The organism is Paenibacillus artemisiicola (genome assembly GCF_017652985.1).
Taxonomy (GTDB): Bacteria; Bacillota; Bacilli; order Paenibacillales; family Paenibacillaceae; genus Paenibacillus_Z; species Paenibacillus_Z artemisiicola.
In genome coordinates, this window is sequence record NZ_JAGGDJ010000005.1 from 308929 (window position 1) to 325345 (window position 16417).

At 65.0% G+C, this 16417-nt stretch carries 11 protein-coding genes and 1 rRNA gene; all 12 read left to right on the forward strand.

Translation table 11 applies throughout. From position 1 onward, the window contains the following. Positions 1 to 167 precede the first annotated feature (167 nt). Complete coding sequence (locus I8J29_RS11560) at positions 168 to 1160, forward strand: sugar phosphate nucleotidyltransferase (RefSeq protein ID WP_208847761.1); 993 nt, start codon at positions 168 to 170, stop codon at positions 1158 to 1160. Beyond that, entirely contained in the window at positions 1157 to 2452 is a 1296-nt protein-coding gene (locus tag I8J29_RS11565) for a UDP-glucose dehydrogenase family protein (protein WP_208847762.1), read from the forward strand. Before I8J29_RS11560 ends, I8J29_RS11565 begins: the two co-directional genes overlap by 4 nt. Before the next feature lie 219 nt (positions 2453 to 2671). Next, a complete protein-coding gene (locus tag I8J29_RS11570) occupies positions 2672 to 4240 on the forward strand; it encodes an SWIM zinc finger family protein (protein ID WP_208847763.1) in 1569 nt (522 codons plus the stop codon). Continuing rightward, a complete protein-coding gene (locus I8J29_RS11575) occupies positions 4237 to 7167 on the forward strand; it encodes a DEAD/DEAH box helicase (protein WP_208847764.1) in 2931 nt (976 codons plus the stop codon). Before I8J29_RS11570 ends, I8J29_RS11575 begins: the two co-directional genes overlap by 4 nt. Before the next feature lie 52 nt (positions 7168 to 7219). After that, positions 7220 to 7480 carry a hypothetical protein gene (locus tag I8J29_RS11580; protein ID WP_208847765.1) on the forward strand — a complete coding sequence of 87 codons (261 nt, stop codon included), beginning with the start codon at positions 7220 to 7222 and terminating at the stop codon, positions 7478 to 7480. Between the two features lie 180 nt (positions 7481 to 7660). Next, complete coding sequence (locus tag I8J29_RS11585; RefSeq protein ID WP_208847766.1) at positions 7661 to 8638, forward strand: aldo/keto reductase; 978 nt, start codon at positions 7661 to 7663, stop codon at positions 8636 to 8638. Between the two features lie 246 nt (positions 8639 to 8884). Continuing rightward, the gene (locus I8J29_RS11590) at positions 8885 to 10267 is read left to right on the forward strand and encodes an extracellular solute-binding protein (protein ID WP_208847767.1); all 1383 of its coding nucleotides are present in this window, start codon (positions 8885 to 8887) and stop codon (positions 10265 to 10267) included. A gap of 114 nt (positions 10268 to 10381) precedes the next feature. After that, positions 10382 to 11266 carry a carbohydrate ABC transporter permease gene (locus I8J29_RS11595; RefSeq protein WP_208847768.1) on the forward strand — a complete coding sequence of 295 codons (885 nt, stop codon included), beginning with the start codon at positions 10382 to 10384 and terminating at the stop codon, positions 11264 to 11266. Further along, a complete protein-coding gene (locus I8J29_RS11600) occupies positions 11263 to 12162 on the forward strand; it encodes a carbohydrate ABC transporter permease (RefSeq protein WP_208847769.1) in 900 nt (299 codons plus the stop codon). Before I8J29_RS11595 ends, I8J29_RS11600 begins: the two co-directional genes overlap by 4 nt. An 84-nt stretch (positions 12163 to 12246) precedes the next feature. After that, a complete protein-coding gene (locus I8J29_RS11605; protein WP_208847770.1) occupies positions 12247 to 14043 on the forward strand; it encodes a cache domain-containing sensor histidine kinase in 1797 nt (598 codons plus the stop codon). Positions 14044 to 14047: 4 nt separating this feature from the next. Continuing rightward, positions 14048 to 15733, forward strand: coding sequence for a response regulator transcription factor (locus I8J29_RS11610; RefSeq protein WP_208847771.1), 1686 nt, complete (start codon positions 14048 to 14050; stop codon positions 15731 to 15733). A gap of 493 nt (positions 15734 to 16226) precedes the next feature. Beyond that, positions 16227 to 16417, forward strand: a 16S ribosomal RNA gene (locus tag I8J29_RS11615); the annotation flags it as partial.

Consider the following 16417-nt stretch of genomic DNA (forward strand, 5'->3'; position numbering starts at 1 on the left):
ATGTCTGCCATGGGCATTCACTGTAGGATATGAGCGGACTTCCGAGCGGGGCACGGCGCATTCATCAAATTCGGCGGCATTATCGGCTGCGCGAAGACTTGGCCTATACCGAGTGAAAGCAGTTTTCATAGAATATAGCAAGCGATGGAAGAGGGGAGTGAAAGGCTTTGAAAGGATTGATTCTCTGTGCGGGCAAAGGAAGCCGTCTCTATCCGTTTACCTATAGCCGGCCGAAGACGCTGATCCCCGTGGCGAACACGCCGCTGCTGCAGCTGGCGATCGTCAAGCTGACGGAGATCGGCATCGGCGAGATCGGCATCGTCGTGCATCCGTCCCAGGAAGCGGGCATTCGCGAACAGCTCGGCGAGGGAGAGGCGCTCGGCGCCGCGATCACGTATATTTACCAGCGCGAGGCCAAGGGCATCGCGCATGCGCTGAAACAGGCGGAAGCCTACATCGGGGGGCAGCCGTTCATGCTGCTGCTCGGCGACAACTTGATCTCGGCTTCGCTGGCCGCGCTCAAGGACGATATCGAATCCGGCGCCGCGCAGGCGTCGCTGCTGCTCGCGGAGGTCGAGGTGCCCCAGGATTACGGCATCGCGGATATTCGCGACAGACGCATCGTCGGCCTGGAAGAAAAGCCGCAGGAGCCGAAGTCCAATCTGGCGGTGCTCGGCGCGTACGCGTTCACGAAGGAGATTTTCGTCGCGGCCGGCGACATCCGGCCCTCCAAGCGCGGCGAGTACGAGATCACGGACGCGATCCAGCGGCTGATCGACTGGGGCTACGCCGTGACGTACCGCGTCACGGATCAGCTGAACATCGACGTCGGCACGACGGACCGGTGGCTGCGGGCCAACCGCAAGCTGCTCGCCGCGGAGGCGTCTGCGAGCCGGATTCACGGCAGCGCCCGGCTGGAAGGCTGCACGATCGTCGAACCGGTGGCGATCGGCAAGGACTGCGTGCTGAAGGATTGCCGGATCGGCCCGTACGTCTCGATCGGCGCGGGTTCGACGCTCGATAACTGCAGCATCGAGAACAGCATCATTTTGAACGGGGTGCATGCGAAGGACGTGCCGTTCCCGATGAAGAACGTCATCGTCGGCGACCGCGCCGTCCTCGCAGGGGTGCCCGGGCATAAAGGAGTGGAGGAACCTTGAAAATCTTGATCGTAGGCACGGGTTACGTGGGCGCCACGACCGCCATGGTGTTCGCCGAAACGGGCTGGCAGGTGACCGGCCTCGACGTCGACGCCGGCAAAATCGAACGGCTGAAGGAAGGGCGCCTGCATTTTCACGAACCCGGCCTCGAGGAGCTGATCGCCGAGCACGTGCGGAGCGGAAGGCTGCAATTCACGACGGACAAGGCTGCCGCGATCGCCGGACATGACGTCATTTTCATCTGCGTCGGCACGCCGTCCGGGGCGGACGGCAGCGCGGATCTGCGTTACGTGCGGCAGGCCGCCGAGGATATCGCGCGCCATATGGACGGCTACAAGCTCGTCGTGACCAAGAGCACCGTCCCCGTCGGCACGCAGGAACGAATCAAGGCTTGGATCGCGGAGGCGCAGCCGGCGCCCCTTCCGTTCGACGTCGCGTCCAACCCGGAGTTTCTGCGGGAAGGCAAGGCCGTCGAGGACGCGCTCCGGCCGGATCGCATCGTCATCGGCGCCGACGGGCGGCGGGCGGCGGAGCGGCTGAAGAGTCTGTACGTCTCGTTCGCCTGCCCGCAGCTCGTCACCGCGCCGCGCACGGCGGAGCTGATCAAGTATGCGTCCAATTCGTTTCTCGCGACGAAGATTTCGTTCATGAACGAGCTTGCCAAGCTGTGCGACAAGCTGGAAGTCAACGTGAGCGAGGTGGCCGAGGGCATGGGACTCGATCCCCGGATCGGCCCGAGCTTCCTGCAGGCCGGCCTTGGCTACGGCGGCTCGTGCTTTCCGAAGGACGTCTCGGAACTGGTCGGCGCGGCGCGCAAGAACGACGCGGACCTGCGCATTCTGGAGCAGGTGATGGACGTGAACCGGACGCAGTCCGCCTACCTGTTGGACAAGGCGAGACTCCGGCTCGGCGGCTTCGCGGGACGGACCGTCGCGGTGCTCGGGCTCGCGTTCAAGCCGGACACGGACGATATCCGGGAAGCGCCGGCGCTGCGGATCATCGACCGCCTGCTCCGCGAAGGAGCCGACGTGCGGCTGTACGATCCCGTCGCGTCCTTGCCGGGCGGCGCCGACTACCGGGCGGTCGCGGTCTGCGAGGAAGCGGAGGACGCGCTGCGGGACGCGGACGCGGTCATGCTGTGCACGGAATGGCCCGCGTTCGGGCGCATCGATTGGGAGGAAGCGAAGCGGCTGCTCGGCCAACCCAATTTCTTCGACGGCCGCAATATGCTGGACGCGGAGCGGATGCGCCGCATCGGCTATTACTATCAAGGCATCGGCAGCGGCTACTGAGCCTGCTCCGATTATCCGATTAGACGAAAGGAAAGCCCTTCGCGCCATTCGCGTTCGCAGGAACGCCCGACTCGAAGGAGGACGCTTCGCGCCAAGTCCTCCGGCGGGTCTTTTTGTTTTTTTGCGGGCCGCCGGGCGGCAACTTCGCGCTTGCTCGCTTTATTCGCCGGCGAATGTGGTATAATGGCGGGAATGGGCATACACGAACGGAGGGTCGCCATGAGCGCGTTTTTTCAGCTGGAGGACGGGCGGCTTCGGGCGCTGGAGGCCGCGATCGCAAGCGGCATCCCGCTCGACGTGCTGGAGAAGGGATTCGATTATTACCGCCGGGAGAAGGTGCTCTCCGTCCAAGCGATGGAAGGCTTCTCCGTCTACGGCGTGGTGAAAGGCACGGCGATCTACGCCGTCACGCTGGACAGCGACGACTTCGCGTTCAGCACGTGCACTTGTCCGGTTCGCGGCAGCTGCAAGCATATGGCGGCCGTCTTCTACGCGTATTACGCGTCGATCGGCGAAAGCCCCGACGAGCTGCACAACCGGATGCTGAACGGCCTCGCGCCCGAACCGGGCGCGGCGGAGCGGCCGGCGGCGGACCCGTCGTCGCTCGAGCATGCGCCGGACCGGTGGCTGGGCGACATGGAGGCGCGGCACGGCGAGACGTGGCGGCAGTGCCGGCACTCGCTTCATCCGCTCCAGTCCGTGCTGACCGCGATCAAGGCGGCTTCCAAGCTATGGAACGAAGGTTTGCGCCGCCTGCACTGGATGCACGGCATCGTCTTCGTGCTGGAGCAGGCTGAGCGGGCGTACGGCCATACGGACAGCTACAGCCGCTACTATTACGAGATGGCGTTCGCCCGCATGACGGAGCCGTGGATCAACCAGTACCAGGAGCTTGCGGCCGAGCTCGACCCGGCGGCGCTGACGCCGGAGGAGCGCGCGGCCGTGAACGGCCTGCTGGCGTTCTTCCACGCCCGGGACATGGATCGCGAGCAGCAGCTGCACCGGTGGGAGACGCTCTATTTCGCGCTGTGGTCGCGGCTGATCGGCGATGCCGGCTGGGCGGCCAAGGAAGAAGCGCTGCTGCGCGCCGAGCTCGACCGGACCAAGGAGGAGCGCGGCTTGTTCTTCGTGCCGATGGCGCTGGCGTTCCTGGCCTTCGCGGACGAGCGGGACGACGACGCCATGGCGCTGCTCGGCAAGACCGCGTTCAACCGCACGGCGCTGCTCGCGTCGGACTGCGCCCTGCAGCGGCTGGAGGAGCGGAACTGGCCCAAGCTGGAAGCCTGGATGGGCTATTTGTACGGCGGGCTGTCGGTCGACCGCAAGTCCAAGGCGTTCGGGCCGTTCCTGACGATGTGCCGGCTCGCGGACCGGCAGCAGCCGGACAATCCGAGCTGGCAGGGGCACCTGGTGTCGTTCCTGCCGTATTCTTATTCGGCGCTGACGGAACACTGGCTCGACCAGCGGCAGTACGAGAAGTGGGCGGACCTGCAGCTGCTGTTCGGCATCGAGCCCGACGAGATCGACGTCCAGCTCGTCCGGGAGATCGGCAAGGCGGCGCCGCGCGTGCTGTATCCGCTGTACCACCAGGCGATCGACGGGGCGATCCGTTCCCGCAACCGCCAAGGCTATCGGCAGGCGGTCAAATTAATGAAGCGGCTGGAGAAGCTGTATAAAGCGGAGCAGCAGGGCGAAGCCTGGAGCCGCTTCGTGGACGGGATCGTGCGGAAGCACCAGCGGCTGCGGGCGCTGCAGGAAGAGCTGTGGAGGGGAAAGATCGTCACATGAGAGGATTCACGGGCGCGGAAACGATCGTAGTGGACGGATTTTGGAAGAACGGGGAGGGCGTCGTGCTCGCGGCCGCGCATGCCGCCGGATTGACGATCCGGCTGCGGCGGCTGCTGTTCGCCTGGCACGAGGCGTCCTGGTACGGCGCGGAAATCGAGGAGACGAACAACGAGCGGCTGAAACGGACGGAGATGCTGCTGACGCCCGCCGTCGCCCTGGATTACCTGTCGGCGCCGGAGCCCGTCAAGCTGCTGCGCGTGGAATGGACGGAGCGCGTCGACGCGCTGTCCGAGCTGGCGGGGCTGCTGCGAGAGGCGCTGCTGAACGGCTGGTACACGCCGGATTGGTCGCGCTGGCGCCCCGAGGCCCGGGCATGGCGCCTCGACGTGCCGCAGCGCGAAGCCGATGCGCTGGCGGCCTGGCGGGCGCTCGTGCCGCGGCTCGAGGCGAACGGCGATCTAGGCGCCGTGCAGGGCTGGCTCGACGGGACCGTCGAGGAGCTGATCGCGACGAACCCGGCGGCGGAGCAGGCGTGGCGCGGCGCCGCCGCGGCCGCGGGCGAAAGCGCGCTCGCGATGAAGGCGGCGGACGAGGACGATTGGCTCGTCTCGATCGGCATGAAGCGGGACCACGTGCCGTTCCGCATCGCCCTGCAGCTGCTCGAGCCGGGCGAAGGCCGCGGCTGGCGGCTGCGGCCGGCGCTGCAGGACCGGGCGAACGGCGGGGCGTGGTTCACGCTGGAGCCGTCCGCGGGAGACGCCGGTCCGGCGCGCATCGCGCCGCCGGACGATCTGCCGGCGGAGTGGCAGCCCCACGTCGCCGCGCGGCTCGAGCGCGAGGAAGCCAAGTGGGCGGCCGCGCTGGCGGACTGGAAGCGGTTCGGCGACGGCGCGAACGCCGAAGAAGACGCGTCCGGAGAGCGCGTCGGCGCGGCGGAGCTCACGGACGAGGAGGCGTGGCAGTTTCTCGAGCGCGAGAGCGTCAAGCTGCTGGCGGCGGGCTGCTCCGTGCTGCTGCCGGGCTGGTGGGAAGCCGCCCGCAGCCGGAAGCTGAGGCTGAAGGCGAAGGTCAAGTCGTCCGTCGGCTCGTCGGACCAGTCGATGTTCGGCCTGCAGCAGATCGTTGACTTCGACTGGAAGCTCGCGGTCGGCGACGTCGACATGAGCGAGGCGGAATTCCTGCAGCTCGCGGCCCAGAACAAGCGGCTGCTGCAGGTCGGCGGGGAGTGGGTCCATCTCGATCCCGGCGACATGGAGCGGCTGCGCCGCTGGCTGAAGAAGAACGGCGCGAAGAAGGGCTTCACGATGCGCGACGTCTTCGAGATGCACCTGCGCGGGGAGACGGAGCTCGAGCCGGAGAGCGAGATCGGCGAAGCGCTCACCGCGGAGGTCGAGCTGAACGAGCATCTGGCCGCCTGGATCGCGAAGCTGAACGAATCCAGCGAGCTGCCGCTCGTCGAGAAGCCGAAGGCCTTCCAGGGCGAGCTGCGGCCGTACCAGCTGCAGGGCGTGTCGTGGCTGGCGTTTCTGCGGCGCTTCGGTCTCGGCGCCTGCCTGTCCGACGACATGGGCCTCGGCAAAACGATCCAGTTCACCGCGTACTTGCAGCATGTCATGGAGACGAGCGGCCTCGGCCCGTCGCTCCTCATCTGCCCGACGTCGGTCATCGGCAACTGGGAGAAGGAGCTGGAGCGCTTCGCGCCGGGCATCCGCGTGCTCGTCCATTACGGGCCGAAGCGGCTGCGCGGCGAGGAGTTCGCGGCGGCGGCCGCGGACGCGGACCTCGTCGTCACGTCCTATACGCTGGCGCCCATCGACGAGACGGAGCTGACGGGCGTCGGCTGGGACGTCGTCTGCCTGGACGAGGCGCAGAACATCAAGAACTATTACACGAAGCAGTCCTCGGCCATCCGGCGCCTGCCGGCGAACCACCGCATCGCGTTGACGGGCACGCCGATGGAGAACCGGCTGACGGAGCTGTGGTCGCTGTATGATTTCACGAATCCGGGCTACCTCGGCAGTCTGAACGAATTCCGCCAGGCGGTCGTCCTCCCGATCGAGAAGGACCGGGACGAGGAACGGATCGCGGAGCTGCAGCGCTGGGTGAAGCCGTTCATGCTGCGGCGCCTGAAGAAGGACCCGGCCATCCAGCTCTCGCTGCCGGAGAAGAACGAGATGAACACGTACCTGTCGCTCACCGTCGAGCAGGGCGCGCTTTACGAGAACGTCGTGTCCGAGCTGATGAACGGCCTGGAGAAGGCCGGCGGTCTGCAGCGGCGCGGGCTGATCCTGTCCACGCTGACGCGGCTGAAGCAGGTGTGCGACCATCCGAGCTTGCTGCTGAAGGAGGACCGCGTCTCTTCCGGGGCGTGGGATCCGGAGCGCTCCAATAAGCTGCTGCGGCTGCTCGAGATGGCGGAGGAGATCGCGGCGGAAGGCGAGCGCTGCCTGATCTTCACGCAGTACGTGGAGATGGGGGCGACGCTGAAGCGGCTGCTGGAGGAGCGGCTCGGCCTGCCGACCCCGTATCTGTACGGCGCCGTGCCGAAGGCGGAGCGCGACGCGATGATCGAGACGTTCCAGAACGAAGCCGAGCCGGGCTGCGCGTTCGTGCTCTCGCTGAAGGCGGGAGGCACGGGGCTCAACCTGACGGCGGCCAACCACGTCATTCATTTCGACCGGTGGTGGAATCCCGCCGTCGAGAACCAGGCGACCGACCGGGCGTTCCGGATCGGCCAGCGCCGCAACGTGCAGGTGCATAAGTACGTGACGCTCGGCACGCTGGAGGAGCGGATCGACGACATGATCGCGCGCAAGCAGCTGCTGAACGAGCAGGTCGTCAGCGGCTCCGAGAATTGGATCACGGAGCTATCGACCGACGAGCTGCGGGAGCTGTTCTCGCTGCGGAAGCATCGGCTGAAAGGCTAAACCCGGGGCGCCGGATCGAGAACGGCGCAGCGAAGCGAAGGAGGGGACCGCGATGGCGGAGAAACAAGCGGACGGACGAGGCGAGGCAAGCCGCTCGGAAGCGGGACGCGATGCCGGGTTCGGGGCGCCTTCGGGCGAGCAGGCCGGAGGAGCGGCGCCGCGCGCGAGCGGGCGCGCGGACGGCGCGCCGCCAAGCGGGGAAGCAGTCGAGGGCGGACATTCCGCCATCGGACCCGAAGGCGCCGCCCCGGAGTGGCGGGGCTTTTACCGAGCCGTCCGGGATGCGGTGCTCGGCATGCGTCCCGAAAAATAAGACGTCATGACATACCCATCGCGGAGCGTTTTTCATTATAATGAGGAAGGGAATCCTTTCCTCATTTTTTTGTTGCGCGTTTTTGACGTTCGAGAGTCCGGATGCGCGGACGGACGGCCTCCGTGCGGGAGGCGCGGCGCCGGCGCGGCCGGATCAACACAAGCGAAGGAGCGATGGAGGATGAAGTACACGTATTTGGGACGTTCGGGCCTCAAGGTCAGCCGTCTGTGCCTCGGCACGATGAATTTCGGCGTCGACACGGAAGAGAAGGAAGCGTTCAAAATCATGGACGCGGCGCTCGACGCCGGCATCAATTTCTTCGATACGGCGAACATCTACGGCTGGGGCGAGAACGCCGGCCGCACGGAGGAAATCATCGGCCGCTGGTTCGCGCAGGGCGGCGGACGCCGCGAGCGCACGGTGCTCGCGACGAAATTCCACGGCGACATGCACGACGAGACGGACGGCCCGAACCGGGAGAGCGGCCTGTCGGCGTACAAGCTGCGCCGGCATCTCGAAGGCTCCCTGAAGCGGCTGCAGACCGACCACATCGAGCTGTACCAAATGCATCACGTCGACCGCAACGTCGGCTGGGACGAGCTGTGGAACGGCTTCCAGGTCGCCCGGAACCAAGGCAAGATCGGCTACGTCGGCGCCAGCAACTTCGCGGGCTGGGATCTGGCCGTCGCGCAGGGCGAGGCGAAGGCGCGCGGAATACTCGGCCTCGTCTCGGAACAACATAAATATAACCTGCTCTGCCGTTTGCCGGAATTGGAAGTGCTGCCGGCGGCGCAAGGGCTCGGCATCGGCGTCATTCCGTGGAGCCCGCTCGACGGCGGCCTGCTGGCGGGCAACCTGAACCGCGGCGGCGCCGGCAAGCGCAGCGGCGACAAGGCGCGCGCGGACAAGCACGCGGCGCAGCTGACGGCTTACGCGGCGTTGTGCGACGAGCTCGGCGAACGCGAGGACGTCGTCTCGCTGGCCTGGCTGCTCGCCAACCCGGCGGTGACCGCCCCGATCATCGGCGTGCGCACGCTGGAGCAGTTCGAGCGCTCCCTGCGCGTCGTCGACGTGGAGCTGGACGCCGCGACGCTGGCGCGCATCGACGAGATTTTCCCGGGCCCGGGCGGCGAAGCGCCGCGCGCGTACGCCTGGTAACGGACTAACGGACGACCCGCGCGCATTCGCTCGGCGCGGGGATACGATTCTCCGCATCGCCCGCAGCCCACAGGATGTTCGCGTCCTGTGGGCGTTTATTTTTCTCCCCCGCCAGGCGGCTCCGTCGAAAAGTCGCCCTCGCCCGTCGTATTTTCGACCTCCTTTCATTTTCCAGCTCCCTATATAATGCAAGTGTAAGCAGCGGCGACAGGCACGGTAACCATACGAATACGGGGAGGTCTTCTCATGAAGAAAGGCTTGACGGCGGCCGCGGCGACGCTGATGTCGGCGGCGCTCCTGCTCTCGGCTTGCGGCTCGTCGAACGGCGCGGACGGCGCGAACGGCAATGGCGGCGCGACGAACGAGGCGCCGAACGCGCCCGCGAACGGCGCGGACGACGCGAACGCCCCGGCGCCCAAGGACGTCACCCTCTCGCTTCGCCATACGCAGATCAAAGAAACGAGCAAGGTCCGCCTGAAGATTCTCCAGGACGTCGTCGCGAAGACGATGGACGAGAATCCGGGACTGAAAATCAATCTGGAGGGCATCGACGAGGTCGTCAACCGCGACCAGAAGCTGAAGGCGGAGATGGCGGCGGGCAACCCGCCGGATATTTTCGAGGTGTTCGGCGGCGCGGACCTGAACCTGTACGTGAAGGCGGGCCGGATGCTCGATCTGACGCCGATCATCGAGGAGCTCGGCATCAAGGACAAATTCGCGAGTCTCGACGAATTCACGGTCGACGGCAAGGTGTACGGCCTTCCGTTCGGCGGCTACAGCGAAGGCATTTTCTATAATAAGAAGATGTTCGCGGACATGGGGCTGTCCATTCCGAAGACGTTCGACGAGCTGCTGACGCTCGCCGACGCGATCAAGGCGAAAGGCAAGACGCCGTTCGCGCTGGCCGCGAAGGACGCGTGGGTCAACGGCATGCTCTGGAACACGGTCATGGAGCGCCGCGTCGGCATCAAGGCGTTCGAAGGGCTCGTGACGGGCGCGGCCAAATGGACCGACCCCGACTTTGTCGCCGGCTTCGCCGATTACGCGAAGCTCGTGAACCGCGATTATTTCACCAAGGGCGCGCTCGGCCTGCCGTACGCGGAGCAAGGGGCGCGCTTCCTGAAGGGCGATGCCGCGATGGTGTTCACGGGCACGTGGGACGCGAACCGGTTTACCGGCGACGAGGCCGGCGACCTGAAGGGCAATATCGGCTACTTTTCGTTCCCGGCCATCCCGGGCGGCAAGGGCGACCAGACGTCGATCAACGCCAGCTATTCCAACGGCTTCGGCTTCTCGTCCAACCTGACGGACGACCAGAAAGCGATGGTCAAGGCGTTCATCCGCGACTTCTATACCGAGGAGGTCCAGAAGCGGACGCTGCTCGAAGACAAAGTGCTGCCGTCCATGAAGCTGTCCGATCTGTCCGGCGTCGATCCGCTCATCTCCGAGGTGCTGCAGGTGATGGCAGGCGCATCGTCCTCCTGGAAGGCGTTCGACGCGATCGTCCAGCCGAGCGTGGGCGCCGACGTCGGCGTCGGCCTGCAGGAGCTGATCGGCAAAGTGAAGAAGCCGGAGGACGTGGCGAAGGAAATCCAGGCGTCCCAGGAGAAGGCGAACGCGCAGAAATAGCCGCGCCGGCGATCCCGTCTGGCGTCAGCGCGGTCGCTTGCGACACAGGGAGGGCGTCCTGCCGAACCGGGCGCCCTCTTTTCCGTTCGACCAGTCCACGATCAGGAGGTCCCCATGAACAAAACGCTGCGGAATCCTTGGACCTACGCGGCCTTCGTGATTCCGACCCTGCTGCTGTACGCGCTGTTCTTCGTCTATCCGGTCACCGTGTCGTTCGTGTATGGCCTGTTCCGGTGGGACGGCATCTCCGAGCGGACGTTCATCGGCCTCGGCAACTTCAAGCGGCTGCTGCGCGACGCGACGTTCGGCCAAGCGTTCGGCAACAACCTGCTCTTCATGGCGTTCTCGCTCGCCGTCAACATTCCGCTCGTGCTGGCCGTGGCGATCGCGATCGGCAAGGTCCGTCGCCTGCGCGGCTTTTACAAGTCGGCCGTGTTCGTGCCCGTCGTCATCTCGACCGCCATCGTCGCGATCCTTTTCGGCGTGCTCTACGATTACGACTCCGGCTTGATCAACCAGGCGCTCCGGCTGATCGGCGGGGAGAGCTGGGCCCGGGAATGGCTGGCGGATCCGCGCCTCGCGATGCTCGCCATTCTGATCGCGAACGCCTGGCAGAACGTCGGCTTCTTCATCGTGCTGTGCCTGGCCGCGATTCTGAACATTCCGGGCGAGGTGTCCGATGCCGCCAGAATCGACGGCGCGAACGGCTGGCGCGAGACGCGCCTGATCACGCTCCCGCTCATCCGTCCCGTCCTGTTCGTCATGCTGCTGCTCAGCGTCTCGGGCACGCTGAAGGTCCTCGATATCGTCCAAATCATGACGAACGGCGGACCGTTCCAATCGACGGAGGTCATGTCGACGTACATGCTGAAGGTCGGCTTCCGTTCCCTGGAGCTCGGGTACGGCAGCGCCATCGGCGTCGCCATGTTCGTCATCACGCTGGTCATGACCGGCATGCTGCAGCGCATCGCCGGATCCGAGGAGGTGCGGGAGGGATGAAACGCGCCCCGTCCTTGAACGTTTCGCGGCCGGGAACGGGTACGGCTCGCAGCGGCCCTCGGCTGGCGGACCGTCTCCGCCGAAGCCAATTTCCGCTGCATCTGCTGCTCTGCGCCTATGTCGCGGTCACGCTGTTTCCGCTCGGGTGGCTGCTGCTCTCCTCGTTCAAGACGAACCGGGAGATTACCGTCGACACGTGGGCGCTGCCGAAGCGGTTCGACTTCGCCAACTACAAGGCGGCCTGGGAGACCGCCCATATCGGCCGCTATGCGCTGAACAGCCTCGTCGTGACGCTCTCGGCGTGCCTTCTGACGCTGCTGCTCGCCTCGGCGACCGCCTTCGCGCTATCGCGGATGCGGTACCGCGGACTCAGCACGCGGCTGTACGCGTTCGTGCTGGCGGGGCTGATCGTGCCGCCGAGCGCGGTGTTCATCCCGCTGTACCGGCTCGTGACGGATCTCGGGCTGATCGATACGCTGCCGTCGCTGATTTTGGTATACTGCACGTATGCGCTGCCGATCACGGTTTTCATTCTCCACGCCTTCATGCGCTCCGTGCCGCCCGAGCTCGAGGAAGCGGGCGTCGCCGACGGGCTGGGGGCGGCGGGGCTGTTCGCCAGGGTCGTCCTGCCGGTCACCGCGCCGGCGCTCGTGACGGTGTTCGTTTTGGCGTTCATCGGCAATTGGAACGAATATATTTTCTCCCAGCTTTTCGTGACGACGGAGTCCCTCCGCACGCTGCCGACCGGCATGGCGACGTTCAACGACGGTTACCGGACGAACTTCTCGTCCCTGTCCGCGGCCGTCATCATCAGCATCGCGCCGGTGCTGGCCGTCTACCTGTTCCTGCAGCGGCAGATCATCGACGGGATGACGGCGGGCAGCGTCAAGTGCTGATTCTTCCATCCCTTCGTCCGCCCGCGCGGCCGAACCTGCCCGGTTCCCGCGAAAGCTGCGATATCGACAAGGAGCCCACCGCCCATGAATCTTCGCCCCAAGCTGCTGCTCGCCTTCATCGCGCTCATCGTCGTCCCGCTCATCGGGCTCGGCATCGCGTCGTTCCTTAATTCCGAGCATCTGCTGGAGAAGAAGTACAGCGAACAGACGGAAATCACGCTGAAGGCGGTCGGCGGCAACATCCGCTATTTCTTCCGGGAGCTGGACCAGCTGACGGACGCCGGCGTGACGAATCCGAGCGTGCAGGACGCGCTGCGCAGCTCCCGCGATTCCGTGAACGACGCGAGCCGGCTGATCGCCATCAGCCAGTACGAGAAGTCGCTCGGCAAGATCCTGTTTCAAAATCCCGCGCTCAGCATGGTCGTGCTTTACGGCAGGGACGGCACGATGTTTCGCTCGTACCGCAACGACCCGACGACGTTCAAGCCGATCCCGTACGAACGGCTCCAGAGGCACTCCGTCTACCCCGAGATTCTGAAGCTTGCCGGGCGCCCGCTCTGGCTCGGTCCCTACGAGCAGCAGGAGCTGACGGGGACGGGCGCCGCGCTGTTCACGCAGATGCGGCTCGTCAAGGACGCCGATACCTTGAACGACGCCGGCATCATGGTCACGCAGGTGAAGTCGGACGAGGTCGACAGCATGCTGCAGGACTTCACGCTGACCGGCGGGCAGCAGACGCAGACCCGGTACCTTATCGTCGACCGGGACGGCCTCGTCCTGATGGACAGCCGCCACGAGCTCGCGGGCCGTCCGGTGAACGCCGAGACGAAGCTGGACTTGCCTGCGGCCGAGCGCTACGCGAGCTACCGCGGCTTGTTCGGGCATGAGGACTCGCTGATCTCCGCGTACGATTTGGACCGCAGCGGCTGGGTGCTCGTGTCCGTGAAATCGTGGCAGTCGCTGACGAGCGAGAACGTGCGCTTCGTGCAGTGGATCGGCGGGATCACGCTGCTCTGCCTCGTGTTCGCGATCCTGTTCAACATTTTCTTCGTCAGCGGGGTGGCCAAGTCGATCATCCGCGTCGTCCGCAAAATGCGCCTCGTCGAGCAGGGCATGCTGGACATCCGCGTGCCGGCGAAAGGCAAGGACGAGACCGTGCTGCTCGCCCGCAGCTTCAACAGCATGGTCGAAACGATCGGCCGGCTGCTGACCGAGGTGCGGCAGGAGCAGGAACGCAAGCAGCGCGCGGAGATGATGCTCATGCAGGCGCAGATCAAGCCGCATTTTCTGTTCAATACGCTGGAGTCGATCAACGCCCTCGCGGCGCAGAACGAAGGCGGCAAAATCATGGCGATGGTCCGCCGGCTCAGCATCCTGCTGCGCACGAGCATGCACCATTCCGAGACGATCACGATCCGCGAGGAAGTCGAGCACGTCCGCAGCTACCTGGAGATTCAAAAATACCGGTTCGAGGACATGTTCGTCTATGAACTCGACGCGGCGGACGAGGCGCTGGACTGCACGATTTTGAAGCTGACGCTGCAGCCGCTCGTGGAGAACAGCATCCAGCACGGCTTCGAGGGGCTTCCGTACGCGGGAATGATCCGCATCGCCGTCAAGGCCGGGGCGGACGCGCTCGTCTTCGAGCTGACGGACAACGGCATCGGCATGGACGAAGCGGCGCTCAAGCGGATCAACGGTCTCGAACGATCCGGCGCGTCCCGGGCCAACCCTGCCGAGCAGGGCGAGCGGCGGGGACTCGGGTTGCATAACGTCGCGGACAGGCTGCGCATCCATTACGGGCCGAAGTACGGCTTGCGGCTATGTTCGGCGCCGGGGCACGGGACGGTCATCCGGATCACGATTCCGAAGCAGAGGTGAGGACATGAACGGCAAAGTACTGCTCGTCGACGACGAGCCTCCGATCACGCGCAACCTGGAGAAGGTCATTCCGTGGAGCATGCTGGGACTGGAAATCGCCGGTACGGCGAGAAACGGCGTCGAAGCGCTGGAGCTGCTGGCGGCGGATCCCGCCGACCTCGTGCTCTGCGACATCCGGATGCCGGTCATGGACGGTTTGGAGCTCGTGCGGCAGATTCGGGAGCGCGGGCTGCCGTGCGACGTGATCATGCTGTCGGGCTATCAGGATTTCGCGTATACGCGATCGGCCATTCAATACGGCGTCAAGGATTACATCCTGAAGCCGATCCCGTACGACGAGCTGACCGGCGTCATCGCCCGCGTCATGTCCGAGCGGCGCAAGCGCGCGCAGCAGGAGCGGGAGGAGCAGCGCAAGCTGGAGCGCATCATGGACCTGGCCAACGAGAAGCTCCTCTACGACGTCCTGATGGACTATACCGATTCGACGCCGGACAACTGGCTGCTGGCGGGTCAGGAGCGGCTGCTCGGCGAGCCGAAGTATACGCTGGTCGTGCTCGACATCGACGTCTGCTCGGAGGACGTGCGGGACTGGCGCGACTGGCCGGACAAGGAGCGGAAACGGTGGAATTTCGCCGTCTGCAACATCCTGCGGGACGCGCTGCGGCGAGAGGGGGTGCCGCATTCGGTCATTCAGATGCGCGACGGGGAATGGTGCGTGCTCTTGCTGGGCGGCGCGGACGACCCGCCCGTTCCCGGCGGCGCGGACGCCGAGCGCGAACAGCTGTGCGGCAAGCGGGTCGTCGGCTGGACGGAGCTGCTGCTGAAGGCCGTGCGGCAGCACGCGAAGCTTGGGCTGCACGCGGGCGCGTACTACAAAATCGCCGCGATGAACGAGCTGTCGGCGGCGTATACGACCGTCCGGCGCGGCATGCAGCTTGCCTCGGACGGCGGTCCGATCGCCTTCTATGGCGCGGAACAGCCCCCGGCCTACGAGATCGGCCGGACGCTCTGGGAGATCGCCGAGCGGCTCATCGCGGCAATGAAGCGCGGGGACGCGGGAGGCGTGGACCAAGAGCAGCGGCGGATCGCGAAGCGGCTTCAGGGAGCGGGCGGCGTGCCCGAGGGGCGGCTGAAAGCGTGGCTGCACTTTCTGGCGCTGCACCTGATGCGGGAGCTGAAGGAAGCGGGCCTGCTTCCCCGGGAGCAGGAGGAGGCGCTGTGGCGCAAGATGGACCGCCGCTTCGGCGTCAAGGACCTGCTCGCCGCCATCCGGCAGGCGTCGAGCGAAGGCGCGGCGCGGTCGACGGACAAGCGAAAGCATTCCGAGCTGCTGATGGAGCAGGCGAAGCATTACATCGACCGCCACTTGTTCCGCGATCTGAGCGTGGAAGAGGCCGCGACGCACGTCGGATTGTCGACGTCGCATTTCAGCCTGCTGTTCAAGGGCGCTTTCGGCGAGACGTTCATCGAATACGTGACGGGGCAGCGGATGGAGGCGGCCAAGGCGCTGCTGCAGGACACGCCGAAGAGCGTCGCCCAGATCGCGAAGGAGGTCGGGTACTCCGAACGCCGGTATTTTACGAAGGTGTTCATGAAGTACACCGGCCAAAATCCGACGGAATACCGGATGGCGCTTCATGGCGCGGGCACGTACGCGCAATTCGAGGAAGATCCGGAAGACGAGCGGTAATCCGCCGGCCGGAAGTCTTCCGCTCGCCCTTTCGGAGCGGTACCCGTTCAGCTGGCGCTGGGAATATGCCGTCCCGGGTAACCAAACCCGATCGTTTGAATAGACTATCTGGGCTGTCGCTGCCGCTCGATAGCCGTTGTGCCTTTGCCGATTTCTTGAATGGTTTGCGACTGTAAGATTTTACAACTTGCAACTCTATTCGACATCGTGGTATATTCTAATTCCGGCCGGGACAAACGAGAAACGGCACGGTGATCGAAAACGAAACAAGCCCGAAATTAAGGCTTGCCAAACGGTTTCGAGATATGATATATTCTAATTCCGGTCATGAGCCGGACGATGAATGTAACGACTTTGTTCCTTGAAAACTGAACAATGAGCGACCTGTCAAAAGGTTTAAACAAGCTAGTTTTTTGAATGAGCTAACAAGCGAATTCATTTCTGCGGAATGCTGCATGTCCAACCTTCGGTTGTACACGCAAACCAATCCACTTTTATGGAGAGTTTGATCCTGGCTCAGGACGAACGCTGGCGGCGTGCCTAATACATGCAAGTCGAGCGGATCTTCCCTTCGGGGAAGGTTAGCGGCGGACGGGTGAGTAACACGTAGGCAACCTGCCTGCAAGACCGGGATAACATTCGGAAACGAATGCTAATACCGGATACGCAGTATCCTCGCATGGG